16 protein-coding genes and 1 pseudogene are annotated in these 24412 nt (G+C 73.5%); 8 read left to right on the forward strand and 9 right to left on the reverse strand.

Going from position 1 to position 24412, the window contains the following annotated elements; translation table 11 throughout:
• The first annotated feature begins 51 nt into the window (after positions 1-51).
• On the forward strand, positions 52-1047 hold the full coding sequence (gene lgt / locus ACIQR3_RS08790) for a prolipoprotein diacylglyceryl transferase (RefSeq protein WP_403536124.1): 996 nt from the start codon (positions 52-54) through the stop codon (positions 1045-1047).
• An 81-nt stretch (positions 1048-1128) separates the two neighbouring features.
• Here lgt and ACIQR3_RS08795 read toward each other — a convergent pair whose 3' ends face one another.
• The 6 genes and pseudogenes from ACIQR3_RS08795 to ACIQR3_RS08820 form a co-directional block, all read right to left on the reverse strand.
• On the reverse strand, positions 1129-1953 hold the full coding sequence (locus ACIQR3_RS08795) for an HpcH/HpaI aldolase/citrate lyase family protein (protein ID WP_403536127.1): 825 nt from the start codon (positions 1951-1953) through the stop codon (positions 1129-1131).
• Entirely contained in the window at positions 1950-3140 is a 1191-nt protein-coding gene (locus tag ACIQR3_RS08800) for a CaiB/BaiF CoA transferase family protein (RefSeq protein ID WP_403536130.1), read from the reverse strand. The genes ACIQR3_RS08795 and ACIQR3_RS08800 overlap by 4 nt, the downstream gene beginning before the upstream one ends.
• Complete coding sequence (locus ACIQR3_RS08805; RefSeq protein WP_403536132.1) at positions 3137-4498, reverse strand: ADP-ribosylglycohydrolase family protein; 1362 nt, start codon at positions 4496-4498, stop codon at positions 3137-3139. The genes ACIQR3_RS08800 and ACIQR3_RS08805 overlap by 4 nt, the downstream gene beginning before the upstream one ends.
• Positions 4486-5649, reverse strand: a complete 1164-nt coding sequence (locus ACIQR3_RS08810) for an ADP-ribosylglycohydrolase family protein (RefSeq protein WP_403536134.1) — start codon at positions 5647-5649, stop codon at positions 4486-4488. The genes ACIQR3_RS08805 and ACIQR3_RS08810 overlap by 13 nt, the downstream gene beginning before the upstream one ends.
• Positions 5646-6998: an ADP-ribosylglycohydrolase family protein gene (locus ACIQR3_RS08815; protein WP_403536137.1), complete on the reverse strand. Its 1353-nt coding sequence runs from the start codon at positions 6996-6998 to the stop codon at positions 5646-5648. The genes ACIQR3_RS08810 and ACIQR3_RS08815 overlap by 4 nt, the downstream gene beginning before the upstream one ends.
• Positions 6999-7519: 521 nt before the next feature.
• A pseudogene (locus tag ACIQR3_RS08820) lies at positions 7520-8491 on the reverse strand (ADP-ribosylglycohydrolase family protein); the annotation flags it as partial.
• 303 nt (positions 8492-8794) lie between these two features.
• Between ACIQR3_RS08820 and ACIQR3_RS08825 the strand changes: the two are divergent.
• The 3 genes from ACIQR3_RS08825 (at position 8795) to ACIQR3_RS08835 (ending at position 15972) form a co-directional block, all read left to right on the forward strand.
• Complete coding sequence (locus ACIQR3_RS08825) at positions 8795-9526, forward strand: VIT1/CCC1 transporter family protein (protein ID WP_403536139.1); 732 nt, start codon at positions 8795-8797, stop codon at positions 9524-9526.
• Positions 9527-10004: 478 nt separating this feature from the next.
• Entirely contained in the window at positions 10005-14516 is a 4512-nt protein-coding gene (gene gltB, locus ACIQR3_RS08830) for a glutamate synthase large subunit (RefSeq protein WP_403536783.1), read from the forward strand.
• Positions 14509-15972: a glutamate synthase subunit beta gene (locus tag ACIQR3_RS08835; protein WP_403536142.1), complete on the forward strand. Its 1464-nt coding sequence runs from the start codon at positions 14509-14511 to the stop codon at positions 15970-15972. Before gltB ends, ACIQR3_RS08835 begins: the two co-directional genes overlap by 8 nt.
• 106 nt (positions 15973-16078) lie before the next feature.
• On the opposite strand, the gene ACIQR3_RS08840 is transcribed toward ACIQR3_RS08835, so the two are convergent.
• Together ACIQR3_RS08840 and ACIQR3_RS08845 are read right to left on the reverse strand one after the other, a co-directional pair.
• On the reverse strand, positions 16079-16978 hold the full coding sequence (locus ACIQR3_RS08840) for a chitosanase (protein ID WP_403536145.1): 900 nt from the start codon (positions 16976-16978) through the stop codon (positions 16079-16081).
• Positions 16979-17042: 64 nt separating this feature from the next.
• Positions 17043-17969, reverse strand: coding sequence for a rhomboid family intramembrane serine protease (locus ACIQR3_RS08845; protein ID WP_403536148.1), 927 nt, complete (start codon positions 17967-17969; stop codon positions 17043-17045).
• 136 nt (positions 17970-18105) lie between these two features.
• Between ACIQR3_RS08845 and ACIQR3_RS08850 the strand changes: the two genes are divergently transcribed.
• Positions 18106-18831 carry a vWA domain-containing protein gene (locus ACIQR3_RS08850; protein ID WP_403536150.1) on the forward strand — a complete coding sequence of 242 codons (726 nt, stop codon included), beginning with the start codon at positions 18106-18108 and terminating at the stop codon, positions 18829-18831.
• Between the two features lie 201 nt (positions 18832-19032).
• On the opposite strand, the gene ACIQR3_RS08855 is transcribed toward ACIQR3_RS08850, so the two are convergent.
• Positions 19033-19929 carry a hypothetical protein gene (locus ACIQR3_RS08855; protein ID WP_403536153.1) on the reverse strand — a complete coding sequence of 299 codons (897 nt, stop codon included), beginning with the start codon at positions 19927-19929 and terminating at the stop codon, positions 19033-19035.
• 158 nt (positions 19930-20087) lie between these two features.
• On the opposite strand from ACIQR3_RS08855, the gene ACIQR3_RS08860 reads away from it, so the two are divergent.
• From ACIQR3_RS08860 to pepN, 3 genes are all read left to right on the forward strand, one after another.
• Positions 20088-20426, forward strand: coding sequence for a chorismate mutase (locus ACIQR3_RS08860; RefSeq protein ID WP_403536155.1), 339 nt, complete (start codon positions 20088-20090; stop codon positions 20424-20426).
• A 159-nt stretch (positions 20427-20585) separates the two neighbouring features.
• Positions 20586-21176 carry a two-component system response regulator gene (locus ACIQR3_RS08865; protein WP_403536158.1) on the forward strand — a complete coding sequence of 197 codons (591 nt, stop codon included), beginning with the start codon at positions 20586-20588 and terminating at the stop codon, positions 21174-21176.
• A 47-nt stretch (positions 21177-21223) separates the two neighbouring features.
• Entirely contained in the window at positions 21224-23743 is a 2520-nt protein-coding gene (gene pepN, locus ACIQR3_RS08870; protein WP_403536160.1) for an aminopeptidase N, read from the forward strand.
• Positions 23744-24412 lie beyond the last annotated feature (669 nt).

A 24412-nucleotide genomic window follows, 5' to 3' on the forward strand; every position in this document is an offset into this window, starting at 1 on the left:
GCCGGGCCGCCCGGCGCGGGCCCGGTCCGGCACGGTAGCGTCGGGCCTGTCATGGAACTTGCCTTCATTCCCAGCCCGTCGCGCGGGGTGCTGCACCTCGGCCCGATTCCGCTGCGCGGCTACGCGTTCTGCATCATCATCGGCGTCTTCGTCGCCGTCTGGCTCGGCAACAAGCGCTGGGTCGCCCGCGGCGGACAGTCCGGGACGGTGGCCGACATCGCGGTCTGGGCCGTCCCCTTCGGCCTCGTCGGCGGCCGGCTCTACCACGTGATCACCGACTACGAGCTGTACTTCAGCGAGGGCCGGAACTGGGTGGACGCCTTCAAGATCTGGGAGGGCGGCCTCGGCATCTGGGGCGCGATCGCGCTGGGCGCGCTGGGAGCCTGGATCGGCTGCCGCCGCCGGGGCATCCCGATGCCCGCCTACGCGGACGCCGTCGCCCCCGGCATCGTCCTGGCGCAGGCCATCGGCCGCTGGGGCAACTGGTTCAACCAGGAGCTGTACGGGCGGGCCACCGACCTGCCGTGGGCCCTGGAGATCACCTCGACGGCCGACGGCCGGGTCCCGGGCACGTACCACCCGACCTTCCTGTACGAGTCCCTGTGGTGCGTCGGCGTCGCGGTGCTCGTCATCTGGGCCGACCGCCGCTTCACGCTCGGGCACGGGCGGGCGTTCGCGCTGTACGTCGCCGCGTACTGCGCGGGCCGGTTCTGGATCGAGTACATGCGCGTCGACGACGCCCACCACATCCTGGGCCTCCGGCTGAACAACTGGACCGCGCTGTTCGTGTTCCTGCTGGCGGTCGTGTACATCGTGGTGTCGGCGAAGAAGCGGCCGGGCCGCGAGCCGGTGGTCGAGCCGGGCGCCGCCGACGGCGACGGGGACGGCGCGAAGACCGTCGGTGACGGCGGGGACGCCCCGGGCGAGGACCAGAAGGACGACAAGGGCGAAGAGACCACGGAGGCCGAGAAGGACGAGCCGGCCGAGAAGGACGACGCCGTCCCGCAGGACGTGACGGACGGGGCCGGTTCCGCGAAGAAGAGCTGACCGGCGGTCGTACGCCGATACGCCGGCGAGGGCGCCCGGGGCCGTGTCCCGGGCGCCCTCGCCATGTCTCCGTCCGTCCGGTCAGGTCCGCCGGGACAGTGCCAGCGTCCGCCGGGCCGCCGCGACCACCGCCGCGTCGACGAACCGGCCGTCCGGCAGCGCCTGCGCGCCCTGCTCCACCGTCGCCGCCTTCAGCACCGCCTCCGCCGCGTCCAGCTCCGCCGCGCCGGGCAGGTACGCCCGCTCGATGACCGGCAGCTGCCGGGGGTGGACGGCGGCGCGGCCCAGGAAACCCAGGGCCCGGCCGTGGGCGCAGGAGGCGGCCAGCCCCTCCAGGTCACGGACGTCGGGGTGGACGGACTGGCAGGGCGGGGCCAGTCCCGCAGCCCGGGCGGCGACGACCACCCGGGAGCGGCAGAAGCCGAGGCCGGTGTCGTCCCGTACGCCCAGGTCGGCGCGGAGGTCGGCCTCGCCGAGGGCGATGCCGCGCACGGCGGGGTGGGCGGCGGCGACCGCGAACGCCCGCTCCACTCCCAGCGCCGATTCCAGCAGCGCGTACAGCGGCACCCCGCCGGTCCGCTCCGCCACCCGGACGGCCTGCTCGGGCGCGGTCACCTTGGGCAGCCGCAGCCCGGACAGGCCGGGCAGTCCGGCCAGGGCTGCCAGGTCGGCTGCGGCCCAGGGACCGTCCAGGGCGTTGACGCGCACGTGCACCGGCACCGGCTGCCGCTCGGTGAGCAGCTCGGCGGTGGCGGCGCGGGCGTACTCCTTGCGGTCCGGGGCGACCGCGTCCTCCAGGTCCACGATCACCACGTCGGCCCCGCAGGCCAGCGCCTTGGCGACCACGTGCGGCCGGTCCCCGGGGGCGTACAGCCAGGTCAGCGGGGGCGAGGCGGGGGTGGTCATACGGCGCCCGCCTCGCGCAGGAGTTTCAGGTCGCCCGGGGTCAGGCCCAGCTCGCTGAGGACCTCCTCGGTGTCCGCGCCGTGCGGACGGCCCGCCCAGCGGATCGCGCCCGGTGTGGCGGAGAGCCGGAAGAGGACGTTCTGCATCCGCAGCGGGCCCAGCTCCGGGTCGTCGACCGTGGTGACGGTGTCCAGTGCCCGGTACTGCGGGTCGGCCATCACGTCCCGTACGTCCTGGACCGGGGCGATCGCCGCCTCGGCGGCCTCGAAGGCGGCGAGGACCTCGTCGCGGGGGCGGCGGGCGATCCAGTCGCCGACCGCCGTGTCCAGGACGTCGGCGTGCCGGGCCCGGTCGGCGCCGGTCGCGAACCAGGGCTCCTCGATCAGCTCCGGGCGGCCCACCAGGCGCATCACCCGCTCGGCGACCGACTGGGCGGAGGTGGAGACGGCGACCCAGGTGCCGTCGGCGGTGCGGTAGGTGTTGCGCGGGGCGTTGTTCGCGGAGCGGTTGCCGGTGCGCGGCTGGACGTGGCCGAGCTGGTCGTACCAGAGCGGCTGCGGGCCCAGCACGGTCAGGATCGGTTCGATGATCGCCAGGTCGACGACCTGGCCCTCGCCGGTGCGCTCGCGGGCGGCGAGCGCGGTCATCACCGCGTACGCCGTGGCCAGCGCGGCGATGGAGTCGGCGAGGCCGAACGGCGGCAGGGTCGGTGGCCCCTCCGGCTCGCCGGTCGTCGCGGCGAAGCCGCTCATCGCCTCGGCGAGGGTGCCGAAGCCGGGGCGGTGCGCGTACGGGCCGAACTGGCCGAAGCCGGTGACGCGGGTGAGGACCAGGCGGGGATTGACCGCGGACAGCTCCTCCCAGCCCAGGTCCCAGCGTTCCAGGGTGCCGGGGCGGAAGTTCTCGATGACGACGTCGGCGCCGGCGGCGAGGCGGAGCAGGGTGTCCCGGCCGCCGGGTGTGGACAGGTCGAGGGTGATGGCGCGCTTGTTGCGGCCGAGGAGTTTCCACCACAGGCCGATGCCGTCCTTGGACGGGCCGTGGCCCCGGGACGGGTCGGGACGGGTGGGGTGTTCGACCTTGACGACCTCGGCCCCGAAGTCGCCGAGCATCGTGGCGGCGAGCGGACCGGCGAAGAGGGTGGCGAGGTCCAGGACGCGCAGACCGGTGAGCGGGGCGGGGGTCATGGGCGGGTGGCCTCCCGGTGGGTGAGGTGGGCGAGGGCGTCGAAGCCGGTGCCGTCGAAGTCGGCGACGGAGCTGGCGAGGCGGTTCTTGAGCGGGGCGGTGAAGTGGTGGGGGAGGGCGGCGGGGTCCCCGGTGAGGAGGGCGGCGACGCTGCCCGCCGTGGCCCCGTTGGAGTCGGTGTCCCAGCCGCCGGAGACGGCCCGGCAGACCGAGCCGGTGAAGTCGCCGTCGGCGTGGGTGAGGGCGGCGGCGATCAGGGCGGTGTTGGGGACGGCGTGCACCCAGTGGTACGTGGTGCCGTGACGGGCGTGCAGCCGGTCCACCACGGTGTCGAAGTCGCCGTGCGAGGCGGCCAGTCCGACGGCTTCGCGGACGGCCGTCGCCAGCCGGGAGCCGGGCGGTACGACGGTCAGGCCGGCGGCGAGGCAGGCGTGCACGTCCTGGGTGCCGGCGGCGGCGGTGGCGATCACGGCCGCCGCGAACATGGCCGCGTAGACGCCGTTGGCGGTGTGCGTGAGGACCGCGTCGCGGTGCGCCTGCTCGGCGGCGGCGGCCGGGTCGCCGGGGTTGGTCCAGCCGTGCAGGTCGGCGCGGATCAGGGCGCCGATCCACTCCCGGAACGGGTTGTGGTGGCGTGCGGTGCGCGGGGGTTCGAGACCGGTCAGGAGGTTGCGGTAGGCGACGCGTTCGGCGGTGAAGGTGCGGCCCGCGGGGAGTTCGTCGAGCCAGACGCGGGCCACGTCGGCGGTGGCGAAGCCGCGGCCGTGACGCTGGATCAGCAGCAGGTTGAGCAGGGGGTAGTCGAGGTCGTCGTCCTCGGGCATGCCGTCGATGTTCTCGGCGAGGGAGGTGGCGGCCGAGCGGCGGTTCCAGGGGTGTGCGGCGGCGAGGTCGTCGGGGACGCCGCGGGCGGTGAAGTACGTGGCCAGGGGCCAGTTCCCGGTGGCGCGGGCGAGGCGGCGGATGGCGTCCAGGGGGAGTTTCTCCACGGGTTTGCCGAGCAGGCAGCCGACGGCCCGGCCGAGCCAGGCGGCCTCCAGGCGGGCGGGGTCCACGCCGGCCCGGCCGGCCGGGGCGGGCCACTGCGGGCAGCGGGCCTTGACGGCCGCCAGGTCGGTCGGTTCGGCGTCGGCCGAGGGGACGGGCAGCGCCGCCAGTTCGTCCAGCAGGTCCTCCGCGAGCAGCCGCAGATAGCGGGAGGCGGGCTCGGGGGAGGCGCCCGCGCGGGCCGGGGCGTCGCAGCCGCCCGCCGCCCGCCAGCGCCCGGCGACCGCCGAGGCGTCCCGGCCGTCCTGGGCGGCCTGGCGCAGCTCGTGCCCGATCAGGTCCTCGGGCTGGACCCAGGTCAGCCGGAGCACCGCGGCCCCCCGATCCCGGCGAACGCCCGCTCGTGGGCGCGGCGGCGGTCCACGTCCCGCGCGAAGACCTCCCGGGTGACCTCGGTGAGCGCGGCGGCCGGCTCCCACAGGTCCAGCCGGCTGGCCTCCGCGACCGTCTTGGCCCACTCCTCCGGTACGGCGGAGCCCAGCGCCCCGGCGAGCGCGCCGGCCATGGTGGCGATCGAGTCGCAGTCGCGGCCGTAGTTGACCGAGCCGAGCACCGCGTGGCGGTAGTCGCCGCCGGCGACCAGCAGCATGCCCAGGGCGACGGGGAGTTCCTCGATCGCGTGCAGCCGGGAGGGGCGGCGGGCGCCGAGGGAGGGGGAGCGGTAGTCGGGGCCGACGGTGTCGTACGGGGCGACCGCCGCGCGCAGCGGGGCGAGGGCAGACTCGAAGTCGGTGTACCGGGCGGCGACGTCGCAGACCTTCTCGATCGCCTCGCGGGTGCCGTCCTTGGCCAGGGACAGGCAGGCGTCCACCACCGAGGCCGGGGTGGCGCCGGGCGCGCAGGCCGCCGCGACCGCCGCCGCGAGGACCCCGGCCGCCTCCCGGCCGTACGACGACTGGTGCGCGCCCGCGATGTCGAGGGCCTCGGCGTAGGCGCCCGCCGGGTGGGCCGCGTTGACCAGGCCGACCGGGGCCATGTACATCGCCGCACCGCAGTTGACGATGTTGCCGACGCCGGCCTCGCGCGGGTCGACGTGGCCGTAGTGCAGCCGGGCGACGAGCCACTTCTCCGCCAGGAAGATCCGCTGGAGGGGGAGCGCCTCGGACTCCAGCTCCGGGATCCAGCGCGGGTTCGTCATCAGGTCCGGGACCAGGTGCTCGGCGACCGCGTGGGCGTCGAGGTGGTCGCGGACGGTGACGTAGACCCTGATCAGGGCGTGGGTCATCAAGGTGTCGTCGGTGACGTGCCCGTCGCCCTTGTGGTACGGGGCGAGGGGGCGGGCGGTGCGCCAGGCGTCGCCGTGCCAGGGGCCGACGACGCCGTGGACGCGGCCGCCGTGGCGTTCGAGGATCTGCTCGGGGGACCAGCCCTCGACGGGGCCGCCGAGGGCGTCGCCGACGGCGGCTCCGACGAGGGCGCCGGTGATCCGTTCCGCGAGGGCGTCTTCTGCTTCGGATGTCATGTTCCGTCGGGTCCTTCCGGTCGGGCCGGCCGCGCCGCTTCCAGGCGTCCGGCGAGTTCCACCAGGTCCGTGCCGGTGAGGCGGGGCAGCACACAGCCGGGGAGGGTGCGGCAGGTGTCCCGCCAGGTGGCGGGGATCGCCGTACCGCCGCCGATGGCCCCGGTCAGGGCGCCGACCAGGGCCGGGGCGGAGTCCGCGACCCGGGACAGACAGGCCGCCGCCGGCACCGCCCGGGCGAGCCGGCCGTCGGCGGCGGTGGCCAGGGCGAGGGCGACCGGGACCGTCTCGGCGGCGGCGATGCCGTAGCTGTAGACGTGGTCGACGATCTGGTGCTCCAGGAGGGGGACCAGGGCGAAGGTGCTGTCGGCGGTGGTGGCGAGGGCCAGTGCCTGGCGGGCGTTGCGGCCGATCTCCGTCTCCTCGGGCAGCTCGGCGAGCGCCGCCGCCACGCACGCCCGTACGCCGGCGCCGGCGAGGGCGCACGCCACCGCCGCCGCCATCGCCCGCGCGCCGTGCACGCCGTCGCCGTCCTGGGTGTAGCGGGCGTCGAACTCGGCGAGGCCGGCCGCGAGCCGGGGTTCGCCGGGGTGGGCGACGGCGAGGACACAGGCCCGTACGCAGGCGGCGTCGTCGAAGTAGTGCGGGTTGTCGTGTCCGGTGGCGGGCGGCCGCAGCCCGGCGGCCAGGTTGCCGAGGCCGGCCCGCACGGAGATACGGGCGCGCAGCGGCAGCACCGCCGACTCCACCTCGGGGGCGCGGTCCGCCGCCGCGGCGACCTCGGCGGCGACCGCGCTCCAGGTCAGATCGATGGCGGTGCGGATACGGCGCTCCCGGCTCAGGTCGCCGAGGCTGCTCGCGTCCCCGGCCCGCAGGACCGCCTCGGCGGCGAACGCCGCCCACTCGGCGTCGTCGGAGGGGCCGAGGCGCAGCGGTTCCGGCGGCTGGTTCAGGGCGATGGGGACCGGGAGGGTGGTGGTGGCGTTCTGCTCCGCGAACGTGTCCAGCTCCCGGGTGAGCCGCCGGGTCCACTCCGGCATCCGCGCGGCCCGGTGCCGGGCGGCGGGCCAGCCGGCGGCGTCCCCGGCGGCGAGGCCGAGGAGGAGGCCTTCGACGCGGCGGGCGGCGGTGGGGTGGCGGGGGACGGGGGGTTCGGTGGGGCGGGGGGCTGGGGTGGGGGGCTCGTCCGTGCCGCGGTCGGTCCGGGGGCCGTGGGCCGTGTCCGCGTCCGTCCGGGCGGCGGGGGCGGCGCGGTGCCCGCTGCCGGCGGCCGGGGGCGGTGCCGCCGTGTCGGGCGGGGCGGCGTAGGCCGTGGTGACGGGCTCCTGACGGGAGGGGCGGCGCCGGGTCACGACACCGGCTCCGCCGTGTTGCCGCCCGGGTCGCGGGCGGGGACGACCGCGGGTGGTTCCGCGGGGGCGGCGGCGCGGGGTTCCGGCTCCGGGAGGACCAGGGCGCCGCCGGGCCGGCCGGGGGTGGCGGGCCGGCCGGGGGTGGCGGTCGCGTGCGGGGGCCGGTGGCGGTGGGTGACCGGGGGTGCGGGTTGGGGGTGCTCTGTGTCGTCGGTGGGGTCGGTGGGGTCGGTGGGGTCGGTGGGGTCGGTGTACCCGGTGTGTTTGGTGTGTCTGGTGGCGTCGGCGTGTCCGCTGTCTCTGGTGGGGGCGGCGTGTCTGGTGTGGCCGGTGGGGTCGGTGTACCCGGTGTGTCTGGTGGTGTCGGCGTGTCTGGTGTGACCGGTGGGGTCGGTGTACCCGGTGTGTCCGGTGACGTCGGCGTGTCCGCTGTCTCCGGTGCGGTCGGCGTACCCGGTGTCTCCGGTGGCGTCGGCGTACCCGGTGTGTCCGCCGTACCCGCCGCCGTACCCGGCGTCTCCGGTGCCGTCGGCCGTCGGCCGTGGTGTGAGCAGGTCCGCCACCTCCAGGACGTGGTGGCCGGCCATGGCCGGCAGACAGCTGCCGCGGGCCGGGCCGATCGCGCCGGCCCACTCCGCCGGGATCGCGGCGACCCCCCGCGCCGCCCCGGCCAGCGCGCCCGCGACCGCCGCCGTCGTGTCGGCGTCGCGCCCCATGTTGACGGCCATGAGCACCGCCTCCGCGAAGTCCCCGTCGGCCGCCGCGTACGCCCCGAAGGCGAGGGCGACCGCCTCCGGGGCCAGGTCGGTCCAGGGGTAGCCGCCGACGACCACCGCGGAGCGGACCGCCCGTTCGCCGCGGTGGGCCGCCGTCACCGCCCGGCGCAGCGAGCGCGCCGTCCAGGAGTCGTCGGGGACGACGGCCAGCGCGGAGGCCACCACCGCCACGGTCGGCGCCCCCGCCATCGCCGCCGCCACCCCGGCCGCCACCGCCTGGCCGCCGTAGATGCCCTCGCCGTCATGGCTGACCGAGCCGTCGATCGCCACCAGCCGGGCCGCCTCGGCGGGGCGTCCGGCCGCGAACACCCCGTAGGGCGCCGCGCGCATCGCGAGCCCGTCGCTCCAGGCGTGCCGGTGCTGGGCGGAGATGGGGGCGGCCAGTCCCCGGCGCAGGTTCTCCAGGGTGCCGCGTTCGCTGAACCCCGCGCCCCGGAAGGGGCCCTCGTCGCGGTCGGCGATCCATTCGTGCCAGGCCGCCTCCACATGGGCGGGCGTGAGCGCGGACCCGTGCCGGGCCAGCAGCAGCCCGGAGAAGATCGCGTACTCGGTGTCGTCGGTGCCGGCGGGGCGTTCGGCGACGTAACCGGTGATGCGGCCCCAGCGGGCGCGGATCTGGGAGGGCTTGAGGTTTTCGGCCGGTGCCCCGAGCGCGTCGCCGACGGCCAGACCGAGCAGCGCGCCACGCGCCCGTTCACGGAGTGCGGTCCCTGCCATCCGGCCGGCTCCTCTCCCTGGGCCCCTCGGATCGCCTCGGGGACTTTGCGGAACTGTCCCCGGTGCGTGGCCCCCCGCAGCCTCATGAGCCCCAGCATCACCCGGTCGACATATGTGCGGCCAACGGCACGGATGAGCAATCAACGGTAAAACCGCAGGTTAGCCCAGCCTTTCCTTGCTGGCGGGGCCGGAATGACGGGCGTACATTGGTGGTTGTCAAGAAGTGGACTTCGTCTAAAGAAGCTTTCGAGAAGTCTGAAGAAGCGCGTCGAGAGCGCCCGAAGAAGCTGGTGGGGGACCCTCATGGCCATCATCGAAACCGAAGCGACCCTGCACGAGGCGCACCGCGACAACCACACCCACCGGGACGTCAACGGCGGCTGGCTGCGCCCCGCCGTCTTCGGCGCGATGGACGGCCTGGTCTCCAACCTCGCGCTCATGACCGGCGTGGCCGGCGGCACCGCCGGCCAGCACACCGTCGTGATCAGCGGCCTCGCCGGCCTGGCCGCCGGCGCCTTCTCCATGGCCGCCGGCGAGTACACCTCCGTCGCCTCCCAGCGCGAACTGGTCGAGGCCGAACTGGACGTCGAGCGCCGCGAGCTGCGCAGGCACCCGGCGGACGAGGAGGCCGAGCTGGCCGCCCTCTACGAGGGGCGCGGCGTCGACCCCGGCCTCGCCCGCGAGGTCGCCCGGCAGCTCTCCCGCGACCCCGAGCAGGCGCTGGAGATACACGCCCGCGAGGAGCTGGGCATCGACCCCTCCGACCTGCCGTCCCCGCTGGTCGCGGCCGTCTCCTCGTTCGGCTCCTTCGCCCTGGGCGCCCTGCTCCCCGTACTGCCCTACCTGCTCGGCGCGAGCGCGCTGTGGCCCGCGGTGGTGCTGGCGCTGGCCGGACTGTTCCTCAGCGGCGCGGTGGTGGCCAAGGTGACCGCGCGGAGCTGGTGGTACAGCGGGCTGCGGCAGCTCCTCCTGGGCGGCGCGGCGGCCGGTGTGACGTACGCCCTGGGAACATTGTTCGGAACGGCCGTAGGATGACCGGGCCCCTGACTTATGCGTTGGGCCGCATAAGTAGTCGGTTACACGTTGCTCAATGGTTTCGAGCGCATGACCACTGGGCATGAGCCGTAAGCGCTGTGGGCAAAGGTGCCCACGGCACATCCGCGGGACGGGTGACGAAGCCCGTTCCGCCCCTCGGTCCGACGGACATCGATCTGTCCCCGCCGGACCCCCACAGCTCCCGCCACCGGGTGTCGGTACCCCCGCTACGCACCTTCTGGCGTCCGCATGTTGGAACGGAATATCCGCTTTCCGAGAGCCGTTCCATCATGTAACCTGCACGAAATTTTGCGCTCACATTGAGCCACGCAGAGGGCCAGCGTCGTCCCTCGGCACCTTTCGCACTTTGCCACTGACGACGACGGGAGAGCCGATGCGTACGCCGCGCCAGCCGTCCCAGCACTCCGAGAACGGCCGAAACTGGTCGTTCATGGATGCTCGCCCTGCTGCGCAGGGTATGTACGACCCCCGCAACGAGCACGACGCCTGCGGCGTCGGCTTCGTCGCCACTCTCACCGGCGAGGCGTCCCACACGCTGGTCGACCAGGCCCTCACCGTGCTGCGCAACCTGGAGCACCGCGGCGCCACCGGCTCCGAGCCCGACTCGGGTGACGGCGCGGGCATTCTCTCGCAGGTCCCGGACGCCTTCTTCCGCGACGTGGCCGGATTCGAACTCCCCGAGGCCGGTCACTACGCCGTCGGCATCGCCTTCCTGCCGGAGCACGGCACGGACGACGCCGTCTCCCGCATCGAGTCGATCGCCGTCGAGGAGGGCCTGACCGTCCTCGGCTGGCGCGAGGTGCCGGTCGCCCCGCAGCTGCTGGGCGCCACCGCCCGCTCGACCATGCCGGTCTTCCGTCAGGTCTTCGTCGCCGACGGTGTCTCCGAGGGCATCGCCCTGGACCGCCGCGCCTTCGCGCTGCGCAAGCGCGCCGAGCGCGAGGCCGGCGTCTACTTCCCGTCGCTGTCCGCCCGGACCATCGTCTACAAGGGCATGCTCACCACGGGCCAGCTGGAGCCGTTCTTCCCGGACCTGTCCGACCGCCGCTTCGCCTCCGCGATCGCGCTCGTGCACTCCCGGTTCTCGACGAACACCTTCCCGTCCTGGCCGCTGGCCCACCCGTACCGCTTCGTCGCGCACAACGGCGAGATCAACACGGTCAAGGGCAACCGCAACTGGATGCGCGCCCGCGAGTCCCAGCTCGCCTCGGACGTCTTCGGCTCCTCCGCGGACCTGGAGCGCCTGTTCCCGATCTGTACGCCCGACGCCTCCGACTCCGCCTCCTTCGACGAGGTCCTGGAGCTGCTGCACCTGGGCGGACGGTCGCTGCCGCACTCCGTGCTGATGATGATCCCGGAGGCGTGGGAGAACCACGACTCCATGGACCCGGCCCGGCGCGCCTTCTACCAGTACCACTCCACGATGATGGAGCCCTGGGACGGCCCGGCCTGCGTCACCTTCACCGACGGCACCCAGGTCGGCGCCGTCCTCGACCGCAACGGTCTGCGCCCCGGCCGCTACTGGGTCACCGACGACGGCCTGGTCGTCCTCGGCTCCGAGGTCGGCGTCCTCGACATCGACCCGGCGAAGGTCGTCCGCAAGGGCCGCCTCCAGCCCGGCCGGATGTTCCTGGTGGACACCGCCGAGCACCGCATCATCGAGGACGACGAGATCAAGGCGCAGCTCGCCGCCGAGAACCCGTACGCCGACTGGCTCCAGGCCGGTGAGATCGAGCTGTCCGACCTGCCCGAGCGCGAGCACATCGTCCACACCCACGCCTCGGTCACCCGCCGCCAGCAGACCTTCGGCTACACCGAGGAGGAACTGCGCGTCATCCTCGCGCCGATGGCCAAGGCCGGCGCCGAGCCGATCGGCTCGATGGGCACCGACTCGCCGATCGCCGCGCTCTCCGACCGCCCCCGGCTGCTCTTCGACTACTTCACCCAGCTCTTCGCGCAGGTCACCAACCCGCCGCTGGACGCCATCCGCGAGGAACTGGTCACCTCCCTGCGCTCCGCGCTCGGCCCCCAGGGCAACCTCCTGGAGCCGACCGCCGCGTCCTGCCGCTCCGTCGTGCTGCCCTTCCCGGTGATCGACAACGACGAGCTGGCCAAGCTCATCCACATCAACGCCGACGGTGACATGCCGGGCATGAAGGCCGCGACCCTCTCCGGCCTGTACCGGGTCTCCGGCGGCGGCGACGCGCTCGCCGCCCGCATCGAGGAGATCTGTGCCGAGGCCGACGCCGCCATCGGCAACGGCGCCCGCCTGATCGTCCTGTCCGACCGGCACTCCGACGCCGAGCACGCGCCGATCCCCTCGCTGCTGCTCACCGCCGCCGTCCACCACCACCTCATCCGCACCAAGCAGCGCACCCAGGTGGGCCTGCTGGTCGAGGCCGGCGACGTCCGCGAGGTCCACCACGTCGCCCTGCTGATCGGCTTCGGCGCCGCCGCGGTCAACCCGTACCTGGCCATGGAGTCCGTCGAGGACCTGGTCCGCGCGGGCACCTTCCTGCCCGGCATCGAGGCCGAGCAGGCCATCCGGAACCTGATCTACGCCCTCGGCAAGGGCGTCCTCAAGGTCATGTCCAAGATGGGCATCTCCACCGTCGCCTCCTACCGCGGCGCCCAGGTCTTCGAGGCCGTCGGCCTGGACCAGGCGTTCGTGGAGAAGTACTTCAACGGCACCGCCACCAAGATCGGCGGCGTCGGCATCGACGTCATCGCCCAGGAGGTCGCCGCCCGGCACGCCAAGGCGTACCCCGTCTCCGGCATCGCGCCGGCGCACCGCGCCCTCGACATCGGCGGCGAGTACCAGTGGCGCCGCGAGGGCGAGCCGCACCTGTTCGACCCGGAGACGGTCTTCCGCCTCCAGCACTCCACGCGCTCCGGCAAGTACGACATCTTCAAGAAGTACACCGAGCGCGTGAACGAGCAGTCCGAGCGGCTGATGACGCTGCGCGGCCTGTTCGGCTTCAAGTCGGACCGCCCCTCGATCCCGGTCGAGGAGGTCGAGCCGGTCTCGGAGATCGTCAAGCGGTTCTCCACGGGCGCCATGTCGTACGGCTCCATCTCGCGCGAGGCCCACGAGACCCTCGCCATCGCCATGAACCAGCTGGGCGGCAAGTCCAACACCGGTGAGGGCGGCGAGGACCCGGAGCGCCTGTACGACCCGGCCCGCCGGTCCTCCATCAAGCAGGTCGCCTCCGGCCGCTTCGGCGTGACCAGCGAGTACCTGGTCAACTCCGACGACATCCAGATCAAGATGGCCCAGGGCGCCAAGCCCGGCGAGGGCGGCCAGCTGCCCGGCCACAAGGTCTACCCGTGGGTCGCCAAGACGCGTCACTCGACGCCGGGCGTGGGCCTGATCTCCCCGCCGCCGCACCACGACATCTACTCCATCGAGGACCTCGCCCAGCTCATCCACGACCTGAAGAACGCCAACCCCCAGGCGCGCATCCACGTCAAGCTGGTCTCCGAGGTCGGTGTCGGCACCGTCGCCGCCGGTGTGTCCAAGGCGCACGCGGACGTCGTGCTGATCTCCGGCCACGACGGCGGCACGGGCGCCTCGCCGCTGACCTCGCTCAAGCACGCGGGCGGCCCCTGGGAGCTGGGCCTGGCCGAGACCCAGCAGACCCTGCTGCTCAACGGCCTGCGCGACCGGATCGTCGTCCAGACCGACGGCCAGCTCAAGACCGGCCGCGACGTGGTCATCGCCGCGCTGCTCGGCGCCGAGGAGTTCGGTTTCGCCACCGCGCCGCTCGTCGTCTCCGGCTGCGTCATGATGCGCGTCTGCCACCTGGACACCTGCCCGGTCGGCATCGCCACCCAGAACCCGGTGCTGCGCGACCGGTTCTCCGGCAAGGCCGAGTACGTCGTGAACTTCTTCAAGTTCATCGCCGAAGAGGTCCGCGAGATCCTCGCCGAGCTGGGCTTCCGCTCCATCGAGGAGGCCGTCGGCCACGCCGAGGCCCTCGACGTCACCCGCGCCATCAGCCACTGGAAGGCCCAGGGCCTGGACCTGGCGCCGCTGTTCCACGTGCCCGAGCTGCCCGAGGGCGCGGTGCGCCACCGCGTCGTCGAGCAGGACCACGGCCTGGAGAAGGCGCTCGACAACGAGCTGATCAAGCTCGCCGCCGACGCCCTGTCCGCCACCGGCGCCGCCGACGCGGCCCCGGTCCGCGCCCAGGTCGCCATCCGCAACATCAACCGCACGGTCGGCACCATGCTCGGCCACGAGGTGACCAAGAAGTTCGGCGGCGCCGGCCTGCCCGACGACACCATCGACATCACCTTCACCGGCTCGGCCGGCCAGTCCTTCGGCGCCTTCGTCCCGCGCGGCGTCACGCTGCGCCTGGAGGGCGACGCCAACGACTACGTCGGCAAGGGCCTGTCCGGCGGCCGGATCATCGTCCGCCCGGACCGCGGCGCCGACCACCTCGCCGAGTACAGCGTCATCGCCGGCAACACCATCGGCTACGGCGCCACCGGCGGCGAGATGTTCCTGCGCGGCAAGACCGGCGAGCGGTTCTGCGTCCGCAACTCCGGCGCGCTGGTCGTCTCCGAGGGCGTCGGCGACCACGGCTGCGAGTACATGACCGGCGGCCAGGCGGTCGTCCTCGGCGAGACCGGGCGCAACTTCGCGGCCGGCATGTCCGGCGGCACCGCCTACGTCATCGACCTCGACCGGGACAACGTCAACGCCGGCAACCTCGGCGCGATCGAGGCCCTGGACGACACCGACAAGGAATGGCTGCACGACGTGGTGCGCCGGCACGCCGAGGAGACCGGCTCCACGGTCGCGGGCAAGCTGCTCGCCGACTGGTCCGCGTCGGTCGAGCGGTTCAGCAAGATCATCCCCAGCACGTACAAGGCAGTGCTCGCCGCCAAGGACGCCGCCGAGCGAGACGGTCTCTCCGAGTCCGAGATCACCGAGAAGATGATGGAGGCGGCGACCAATGGCTGACCCCAAGGGCTTTCTGAACCACGGCCGCGAGGTCGCCCAGTCCCGTCCGGTCGAGGAGCGCGTCAGGGACTTCAAGGAGGTCTACGTCCCCGGCTCGCTGCTGCCCATCATCAGCAAGCAGGCCAGCCGGTGCATGGACTGCGGCATCCCGTTCTGCCACAACGGCTGTCCGCTCGGGAACCTGATCCCCGAGTGGAACGACTACGCCTACCGCGAGGACTGGTCCGCCGCCTCCGAGCGGCTGCACGCCACCAACAACTTCCCGGAGTTCACCGGCCGCCTGTGCCCGGCCCCGTGCGAGTCGGCGTGCGTGCTCGGCATCAACCAGCCGCCGGTCACCATCAAGAACGTCGAGGTCTCCATCATCGACAAGGCGTGGGACAGCGGCAGCGTCGCGCCGCGGATCCCCGAGCGCCTGTCCGGCAAGACCGTCGCGGTGATCGGCTCGGGCCCGGCGGGACTCGCCGCCGCCCAGCAGCTCACCCGGGCCGGCCACACCGTCGCCGTCTACGAGCGCGCGGACCGCGTCGGGGGCCTGCTGCGGTACGGCATCCCCGAGTTCAAGATGGAGAAGCGGCACATCAACCGCCGTATCGAGCAGATGCGCGCGGAGGGCACCCGGTTCCGCACCGGCGTCGAGGTCGGCCGCGACATCCAGGCCGGCGACCTGAAGAAGCGCTACGACGCCGTCGTCCTCGCCGTCGGCGCCACCACCGCCCGCGACCTGCCGGTCCCCGGCCGCGAACTCAAGGGCGTGTACCAGGCGATGGAGTACCTGCCCCTGTCCAACAAGGTCCAGGAGGGCGACTACGTCACCTCCCCGATCTCGGCCGAGGGCAAGCACGTCGTCGTCATCGGCGGCGGCGACACCGGCGCCGACTGCGTGGGCACCGCCCACCGCCAGGGCGCCGCCTCCGTCACCCAGCTGGAGATCATGCCCCGCCCGGGCGACGAGCGGAACCCGGTCACCCAGCCCTGGCCGACCTTCCCCATGCTCTACAAGGTCACCTCGGCGCACGAGGAGGGCGGCGAGCGGGTCTACTCCGTCTCCACCACCCACTTCGAGGGCGACGAGGACGGCAACGTCCAGTGGCTGCACCTGACCGAGGTCGAGTTCGTCGACGGCAAGCTCACCCCGAAGCCGGGCACCGAGCGCAAGATCCCGGCCCAGCTGGTCACCCTCGCCATGGGCTTCACCGGCACCGACCGCGAGAACGGCCTGGTCGAGCAGTTCGGCCTGGAGCTGGACCAGCGCGGCAACATCGCCCGCGACGCCGACTTCCAGACCAACGTCCCCGGTGTCTTCGTCGCCGGTGACGCCGGCCGCGGCCAGTCGCTCATCGTCTGGGCGATCGCCGAGGGCCGCTCGGCCGCCAAGGGCGTCGACAGCTACCTGACCGGCGCCAGCGAACTGCCGGCCCCGATCCGCCCGACGGACCGCGCGCTGACCGTCTGACGGCCGCACCAGGACTGTCCCGTACAACGGCGTACGGGTCACGGACGACGCCCGCCCCCGTCCCCGACCGGACATGGGGCGGGCGTCGTCGCATGCCTCGCATGTACTAGGGCACCTGGTACGTGTCCCCGTACACCTGCCACTCCAAAGGCGTCGCCAGTTCCAGGTTCCCGGCCTCCACGAACCGCCGCTGGGCGGTGTCGACGCGGGTGGTGTCGCCGTCCCGGCTGTTGCGCAGGGCCTCGCGGCGCACGTCGAGGAAGGCGTTCAGGTACGTCTTCTCGTCGCCGCCCTCGGCCGGGGTCTCGGCCTGCCGCATGGCCTGCTCGCGCAGTCCGTAGAAGCCGTCCTCCTCCGTGTCCGGGCCGTGGAAGATGATCGCGTCGTAGTACACGAACTGGCCCAGCGTGGACAGCCCGTCCAGCTTGGCCAGGCGCACGGACGGCTCGAAGTAGACCCGGTCGCGCTCCTCCTCCTGTGCCTTCCGGAACGCCGGGACCTCGGCCTCCGCCCGCCAGGCGTCCGTGAACCCGGGGTCCAGGCCCTCGTGCGAGTCCGTGCCGTCGACCTCGCGCAGGGCGGGCAGATAGCGGGCCAGGCCGTTGCCGGGGTGGTCGTCGGTGTACCGCTCGACCAGGGTGAGCAGGTCGTGGGTGCCGGTGCAGAAACCTGCGATGCCCGCCGTGTACCCCTGCCCGTCGCCGAGGTCCTCGATGCTGCCGTAGAGGCCGCGCCAGTCCAGCGTGGAGTTGTCGGCGCTCGCCACGAGCCGCTGCGCCAGCTCCTTCTTGTCCGGGGCGGACAGCCCGGCCGGCAGGCCGGCGATCACCGCGTCGTCCTGCTCCCGCTCCCGCTCGGCCCGGTCCTTGGCCTCCTCGCGGGCCGACCCGGCGGTGGCCGCGGGCGGGCCGGGCACCGGCTCGTCGGAGTCGGCCGGCGCCAGGAAGAAGACCGCCGCCGTCGCCACCACCGGCACGGCCGCGAAGAACAGCACCCCGCGCCTCATGCCGTACCGCCGTTCGTCGGTGTGGCGGCCGCGGGCGTGGCCGTGGTGATCGGTGACCGGTGCCTCACGCCGTACCCACGCCCGTCAGCGCCGCCACCCGGGCCAGCACCGCCACCGCCAGCACCACCAGCAGCGCGGCGCACGCGCCCGCCTGGACCAGCGTCCGGCGCCCGTCCCGGGGCGCGTAGGCGAACGCCGCCGCCACCAGACCGCCGGCCACCAGACCGCCGAGGTGGCCCTGCCAGGAGGTGAGCCCGGCGGAGATCAGCAGCCACAGCAGCAGATACGCCATGAACCGGTTGACCGGCCCCATGTCCGCGCCGACCCGGCGGGCCAGCACGTAATACGCCGCCCCCAGCCCGAAGATGCCGCCCGAGGCGCCCACCGACGTCTGTCCGGGGTCGGCCAGCAGCACCACCAGGACCGAGCCGCCCAGCACCGCCAGCAGATAGAGCACGAGGTAGCGCAGGCGGCCGAGCATCGGCTCCACCACCCGGCCCAGCTGCCACAGCGCCACCATGTTCATCACGATGTGCAGCAGCCCGAACGTGCCCTCGGTCGGCTGGAGATGGAGGAAACCGCCGGTCAGCAGCCGCTCCCACTCGCCGGCCACGACGCCCTCGGGGTGGAAGGCGGACGGGTGGTCGGCCTGGTAGACGTAGAAGCCGTCGTCCGGCCCGGTCAGCCGCGCGGCCAGCACCGAGAACCGGTCCACGAGCTCCGGACGGACCACCTCGGCGACGTAGGCCAGCGCGTTGAGCGCGATCAGCGCGTACGTCACCACGGGCGTCGCCGTGACCCGGCCGCCGACGATGGTCCGGGCCTGCCGGACCGACCGCGCCCCCTCCTTCACGCACTCCGGGCACTGGTGGCCCACGGACGCCTCGCGCATGCAGTCCGGGCAGATGTACCGCTCGCAGCGGGTGCAGCGGACATGACACTCCACCGCCGGATGGCGGTAGCAGGTCGTGACGACGGGCTCGGACTCCAAGAGCCGGCTCCTCTGCGGTGGTGAGGGACGGGCGGCGGCGAACAAAATAGCGAACTCCTGTGGACGGGCTGAGAGCAGGGTCGGCCAGTGCCGTAACCTCGGCAGCCGGTGCCGTGGTGCGAGCGGGGGAGTCCGGATGGCCGCGATCAGCCTGAGCAAGATCGAGGAGAGCGCGCCCGCGCTGGTCAGCCTCTACAAGAGCGCCGGTGCCTCACTGGACAGACACGGACTGCACGGGCAGCGGGCCGCCGTCTACCTAGTCGTCGACTACTCCGGCTCCATGAAGCCGTACTACAAGGACGGCAGCGTGCAGGCGCTCGCCGACCGGGTGCTGTCGCTCTCCGCGCACCTCGACGACGACGGCACCGTGCCGGTCGTGTTCTTCTCGACCGACGTCGACGCGGTCACCGACATCGCGCTCGCCGACCACCAGGGGAGGATCGAGCGGATCGTGGCGGGCCTGGGCCACATGGGCAGGACCGCCTACCACCTGGCCATGGACGCCGTCATCGACCACTACCTCGACAGCGGCTGCACCGCCCCCGCCCTCGTCGTCTTCCAGACCGACGGCGGCCCCGTCAACCGGCTCGCCGCCGAGCGCTACCTCTGCAAGGCCGCCCGGCTCCCCCTGTTCTGGCAGTTCATCGGCTTCGGCGACCGGGGCAGCAAGCAGTTCGACTACCTGCGCAAGCTCGACGAACTGGCCGTCCCCGGCAAGCGAGCGGTCGACAACGCCGGCTTCTTCCACGCCGGACAGGACCCGCGCACGGTCTCCGACGCCGAGCTGTACGACCGTCTGGTGGGCGAGTTCCCCAAGTGGCTGGTCGAGGCGCGCGCCCAGGGGATCGTCACCGGGAACTGACGGGCGCCGGGGATCGTCACCGGGAACTGACGCGCGTCAGGGATCGTCACCGGGAACTGACGGGCGCCGGGGATCGTCACCGGGAACTGACGCGCGTCAGGGATCGTCACCGGAAGCTGACGCGCGCCGGGGATCGTCACCGGAAGCTGTCGCGCGCCGGGGATCGTCACCGGAAGCTGTCGCGCGCCGGGGCGCTCCGGTTCACGTGTCGCACTCCAGCACCGTCCGGCACAGCCCGCACCGCGCCCGCACCCGGCCCCGCACCGGAACCCGGATGCGCTGGTGACAGGTCGGACAGGGGAACGAGACCCGCAGCGGACCCCGGGCGTCCGGGGTGAACGCGTACGGCACACCGCCGCCCGCACCGCCGGACGGATGGTCCCGCGCGTGCCGCCGGTCCCGGGCGTAGCGGCGGCGGCCCGCCCAGCCGGCCGCCGTCAGCGGCGGCTGCCGCTCGTCCCGGCGGGCCCGCTCCCGGCCCGCCACGTACGCCGAGTACGCCTGCGGACTGGTGAACCACACCGACGGGTCCTCACCGAACACCAGCGCCCGCTTGGCCAGCACGTACCCGAACTCCTCCGGCGTCAGGTACCCCAGCTTCTGCGAGGACGCCGCGTCCTCCCGGTACGCGTCCAGCAGCAGCCACCCCGCGCCCAGGTACGTCGTCACCGTGTCGGTCAGGATCTCGTTGTCCCGCGTGCCCGGGAACGACAGCCCCAGCCGGTGCAGGTACACATGCGTCACCTCGTGCGCCAGCGCGGCGCCGATGTCCCGGCGGTGGGTGCGGAAGCGGTCGTTCAGCTCGACGAAGTACTCCGGCCCGGCGGCCAGTTCGACATTGGCCGCCTGGGTCATCGCACGGAAGGAGACGATCAGCCGCGCGTCCGGCAGACGGTAGTGCCGCACCAGCTCCCGGGCGACCCGCTGCGCCCCCAGATACAGGTCGTCGGTGTCGCAGAACGCCACGTCGGCCGGTGCCACACTGGCCGAGAAGGTCTGGACGGTGTCGTACGACAACCGCCTGTACAGCGCGGTGACGGCGGCCCGCACCGTCTCCAGGTGCGGGTAGCCGTGCTCGACCGGCCCGTCGTTCGCCACGTCCGTACCCCCAAGACGCCGGAACCCGGTTCCCACTGTACGGGGCACCCTCCCGGTCCGCCCCGGGTCCGGCCGCGGAAAGCCGCCCCGCCCGTGCCCCCGCCGGGTGCTGAGACGGCCCGGCGCCACCCCGGCCCCGCCCCGTAGGCTGACCCGTCATGACCACCAGCAACACCGGTAACAGTGGAGCCGACCCCGCCGTCCGCGAGGAGCTCGCCCGGCTGCGCGACAGCATCGACAACATCGACGCCGCCGTCGTCCACATGCTCGCCGAGCGCTTCAAATGCACCCAGCAGGTCGGCCACCTCAAGGCCCGCCACCAGCTGCCGCCCGCCGACCCGGCCCGCGAGGCCGAACAGATCACCCGGCTGCGGACCCTGGCCGAGAACGCCAAACTCGACCCGGCCTTCGCCGAGAAGTTCCTGACCTTCATCATCGCCGAGGTCATCCACCACCACGAGCGCATCGCCGAGGACGCCGGCACCGAACCCGCCTGACCCGCCCGGCCCGCCCGACCCTCCCGAGGCCGTACCGGGGGGAGTGACACGGGGACGTGCACGGGGCATGCTGCGCTGTGCACCCCCCTCGCCGTACAGCTGTGCGCCCCGTGCCGCACAGCCGTGCACCCCTTGCCGCACAAGGGAGGACGTCGGGCCATGCCGTCGGATGCCGGAACACCGCCGGGCGCCGGAGCCCCCTCGGACGCCGGAATACTGATCGTCGACGACCACGAGGACACGCTGTACGCCCTGGAGGCCGCCCTCGCCCCGCTCGGCTACCCGCTGCGGCGGGCCACCAGCGGCGACCAGGCGCTCAAACAGGTCCTGCGCGGCCAGGTCGCCCTGCTCCTCCTCGACGTACGGATCCCCGGCGTCGACGGCCTCGACGTGGTCCGCTGCATGCGCCGCGTGGAACAGACCCAGCACATCCCGGTCGTCCTCCTCACCGGCTTCGGCTTCGACCCCGAGCTGAGCGCCACCGCCTTCCGCCTGGGCGTCGCCGACCTGGTCCGCAAACCCGTCGACCCCTGGGCCCTGCGCACCAAGGTCCGCCACCTCCACGAAACCCACCGGCGCCACCTCGCCCTCCAACGGGAGGTGCGCGACCTGCGCGCCCGCCTGCGGGAGCACACCGGAAACGGACCCACCCCTCCCGGCCGCCCCCACCCCGACGCTCCCGCCCCGCGCTCCCGGCCCCGGGGGGCGCGCGAGGGGGAGCGCGACAGCCTCCAGAAAGACCGGACATAGGCCGCGTACCGAACCGCCTCTGTGCCCTCCGACCGGCATCGGGCAGCATGTCGTCCATGTCCGTACTGACGCGCGACGAAGCGCAGACCCGTGCCCGGCTCCTCGACGTCCACCACTACACGATCGCCCTCGATCTGACCGGCGGGGAAGAGACCTTCGACTCCCTCACCACCATCCGCTTCACCGTCCGCGGCGACACGGAGCCCGCAGCCGGCACGGACACCTTCGTCGACGTCAGGCCCGCCCGGCTGCACAGCGTCACCCTCGACGGACACCCCCTCGACCCGGCGGACCTGGACGACAACCGCCTGCCCCTGCGGAACCTCGCCCCCGGCGCACACGAACTGCGCGTCGACGCCGCCATGGCCTACTCCCGCACCGGCGAGGGCATGCACCGCTTCACCGACCCCGCCGACGGCGAGACCTACCTCTACACCCAGCTCTTCATGGACGACGTCCAGCGCGTCTTCGCCGCCTTCGACCAGCCCGACCTCAAGGCCCGCTTCGACCTCACCGTCCGCGCCTCCGAAGGCTGGACCGTCCTCGCCAACGGCGTCACCGAACGCACCGACGACGGCCGCTGGACCGCCGCCACCACCCCGCCCATCTCCACCTACCTCGTCGCCGTCGCCGCCGGCCCCTGGCACTCCGTCACCACCGAACACCGCGGCCTGCCCTTCGGCATCCACTGCCGCCGCTCCCTCGCCCGGTACCTCGACGCGGACGCCGACGAGATCCTCGACATCACCCGCGCCTGCTTCGACCGCTACCACGAGAAGTTCGACGAGCCCTACCCCTTCGACTCCTACGACCAGGCGTTCGTCCCCGAGTTCAACGCCGGCGCCATGGAGAACCCCGGGCTGGTCACCTTCCGCGACGAGTTCGTCCACCGCTCCGCCGTCACCGACACCGAACGCCAGACCCGCGCCATGGTCATCGCCCACGAGATGGCCCACATGTGGTTCGGTGACCTCGTCACCCTGCGCTGGTGGGACGACATCTGGCTCAACGAGTCCTTCGCCGAGTACATGGGCTACCAGACCACCGCCGAGGCCACCCGCTTCACCGGCCCCTGGACCGAGTTCGGCGTCACCCGCAAGTCCTGGGGCTACGACGCCGACCAGCGCCCCTCCACCCACCCCGTCGCCCCCGAGGACGTCCCCGACACCGCCTCCGCCCTCCTCAACTTCGACGGCATCTCCTACGCCAAGGGCGCCTCCGCCCTGCGCCAGCTCGTCACCTGGCTCGGCGAGAAGGACTTCCTGGCCGGCATCAACACCCACTTCGCCCGGCACAAGTTCGCCAACGCCTCCCTCGCCGACTTCATCGACTCCCTCGCCACCGCCACCGACCGCGACGTCCACGCCTGGGCCGACACCTGGCTGCGCACCACCGGCGTCGACACCCTCACCGCCGGCGTCGACGCCCGCCCCGGCGCCTGGACCCTCGCCCTGCACCGCGACGGCAGCCGCCCGCACCGCGCCACCATCGGCGTCTACGACCGCGACCTCAACGACGGCCGCACCCTCGTCCTGCGCGAGCGCTACGAGACCGACGTCCCCCAGACCGCCCCCGAGCCCCGCTCCGGCACCCGCCCCGCCCTCGTCGTCCCCAACGACCTCGACCACACCTACGCCAAGGTCCGCCTCGACGCGCACTCCCTGGAGACCGCCCTGCGCGGCCTGTCCGAGATCCCCGACGCCCTCACCCGCGCCGTGGTGTGGAACACCCTGCGCGACATGGTCCGCGACGGCGAACTCGCCCCCGGCGACTACCTGGCCACCGCCGCCGCCCACCTTCCCGAGGAGACCGACCTCGCCCTCGTCCAGGGTGTCCTGGCCTTCGCCCACACCCACATCGCCGACCGCTACCTCACCCCCGGGCAGCGGCCCGCCGCCCTGGCCACCCTCACCGCCCTGTGCCGCGACCTCATCCGCCGCACCGAGGACGGCGACCACCCCGGGCGCCGCCTGATCGCCGTACGCCACCGCATCGCCACCGCCGCCCACCCCGAGACCATCGCCGCCTGGCTCGCCGACGGCACCGTCCCCGGCGGCCCCGAACTCGACCCCGAACTGCGCTGGCGCATCCTCACCCGGCTCGCCGTCCTCGGCGCCACCGACGAGGCGACCATCGCCGCCGAACTCGACCGCGACCCCAGCGCCACCGGCCAGGAAGGCGCCGCCCGCTGCCGCGCCGCCCTGCCCGACCCCGAGGCCAAGGCCCGCGCCTGGGACGCCATGTTCGGCTCCGACGACCTCTCCAACTACCTGTTCACCGCCACCGCCCAGGGCTTCTGGCAGCCCGAACAGGCCGACCTGGTACGGGAGTACGTCCCCCGCTACTTCCCCGACGCGGTCGCCGTCGCCGCCCGCCGCGGCCCCGCCATCGCCGCCGCCGCGGGCCGCTGGGCCTTCCCCGTCCACGCCGTCACCGCAGACACCCTCCGCCTCGGCGAGGACTGCCTGCGCGACGCCGGACCCGTGCCGTCCCTGCGCCGCCGGCTCGTCGACGAACTGGACGACCTCGCCCGGGCGCTCCGGGTCCGCGAGGCCCACGGCGCCTGACCCCCTCCACGGCGCCTGACTCCCCCCACGGCGCCTGACCCCCCACGGCGCCTGACCCCCCCCACGGCGGCACCCGCCGCCGGCCCCCTCCGGGCCGGCGGCGCCGCACGGTACACCACCTCCGACCCATTCCCCCCGTACGGCAGTACCTCCATCGGGTGCTGTTCACCGAACCCCCGGACGCGACCACCTCCCGCGTACACGCTGGAGGCCACCCCGCCGCGCCCCGGAGGACACCGATGAGTACCCCACCGCCCCATGCTTCGGGTTCCGACGGTCCCGACGGTTCCGACGTGCCGGGGCCGTTGCCTGCTTGGGGGCCCGGCGGTTCCTGTGGCCTGCGGCCGCTGTTCGTTTCGGGTTCTGACGGTTCCGACGTGCCGGGGCCGTCGCCCGTTTCGGATTCCGACGGCTCCCTTGCTCCGGGCTCGGACGACGGTCCCTACGCCCTGCGACCGCCCCACGCTTCAGATCCCGATGGCTCCCGTGCCTCGCGACCGCCCCTCGTTTCCGGTTCCGATGGCTCCCAAGCCTCGCGACCGCCCCTCGCCTCGGGCCCCGACGGCCCCTGCGCCTCGCGACCGCCCCTCGCCTCGGGCCCCGACGGCCCCTGCGCCTCGCGACCGCCCCTCGCCTCGGGCCCCGACGGCCCCTGCGCCTCGCGACCGC

Source organism: Streptomyces sp. NPDC090994 (assembly GCF_044768905.1).
Taxonomy (GTDB): Bacteria; Actinomycetota; Actinomycetes; order Streptomycetales; family Streptomycetaceae; genus Streptomyces.

What these genes read in the sequence shown, in the direction of transcription:
- lgt (WP_403536124.1), top strand. Translation starts at nt 52, where the DNA reads ATGGAACTTGCCTTCATTCCCAGCCCGTCGCGCGGGGTGCTGCACCTC.
- ACIQR3_RS08795 (WP_403536127.1), bottom strand. Translation starts at nt 1,953, where the DNA reads ATGACCACCCCCGCCTCGCCCCCGCTGACCTGGCTGTACGCCCCCGGG.
- ACIQR3_RS08800 (WP_403536130.1), bottom strand. Translation starts at nt 3,140, where the DNA reads ATGACCCCCGCCCCGCTCACCGGTCTGCGCGTCCTGGACCTCGCCACC.
- ACIQR3_RS08810 (WP_403536134.1), bottom strand. Translation starts at nt 5,649, where the DNA reads ATGACATCCGAAGCAGAAGACGCCCTCGCGGAACGGATCACCGGCGCC.
- ACIQR3_RS08825 (WP_403536139.1), top strand. Translation starts at nt 8,795, where the DNA reads ATGGCCATCATCGAAACCGAAGCGACCCTGCACGAGGCGCACCGCGAC.
- gltB (WP_403536783.1), top strand. Translation starts at nt 10,005, where the DNA reads ATGTACGACCCCCGCAACGAGCACGACGCCTGCGGCGTCGGCTTCGTC.
- ACIQR3_RS08835 (WP_403536142.1), top strand. Translation starts at nt 14,509, where the DNA reads ATGGCTGACCCCAAGGGCTTTCTGAACCACGGCCGCGAGGTCGCCCAG.
- ACIQR3_RS08840 (WP_403536145.1), bottom strand. Translation starts at nt 16,978, where the DNA reads ATGAGGCGCGGGGTGCTGTTCTTCGCGGCCGTGCCGGTGGTGGCGACG.
- ACIQR3_RS08850 (WP_403536150.1), top strand. Translation starts at nt 18,106, where the DNA reads ATGGCCGCGATCAGCCTGAGCAAGATCGAGGAGAGCGCGCCCGCGCTG.
- ACIQR3_RS08860 (WP_403536155.1), top strand. Translation starts at nt 20,088, where the DNA reads ATGACCACCAGCAACACCGGTAACAGTGGAGCCGACCCCGCCGTCCGC.
- ACIQR3_RS08865 (WP_403536158.1), top strand. Translation starts at nt 20,586, where the DNA reads ATGCCGTCGGATGCCGGAACACCGCCGGGCGCCGGAGCCCCCTCGGAC.
- pepN (WP_403536160.1), top strand. Translation starts at nt 21,224, where the DNA reads ATGTCGTCCATGTCCGTACTGACGCGCGACGAAGCGCAGACCCGTGCC.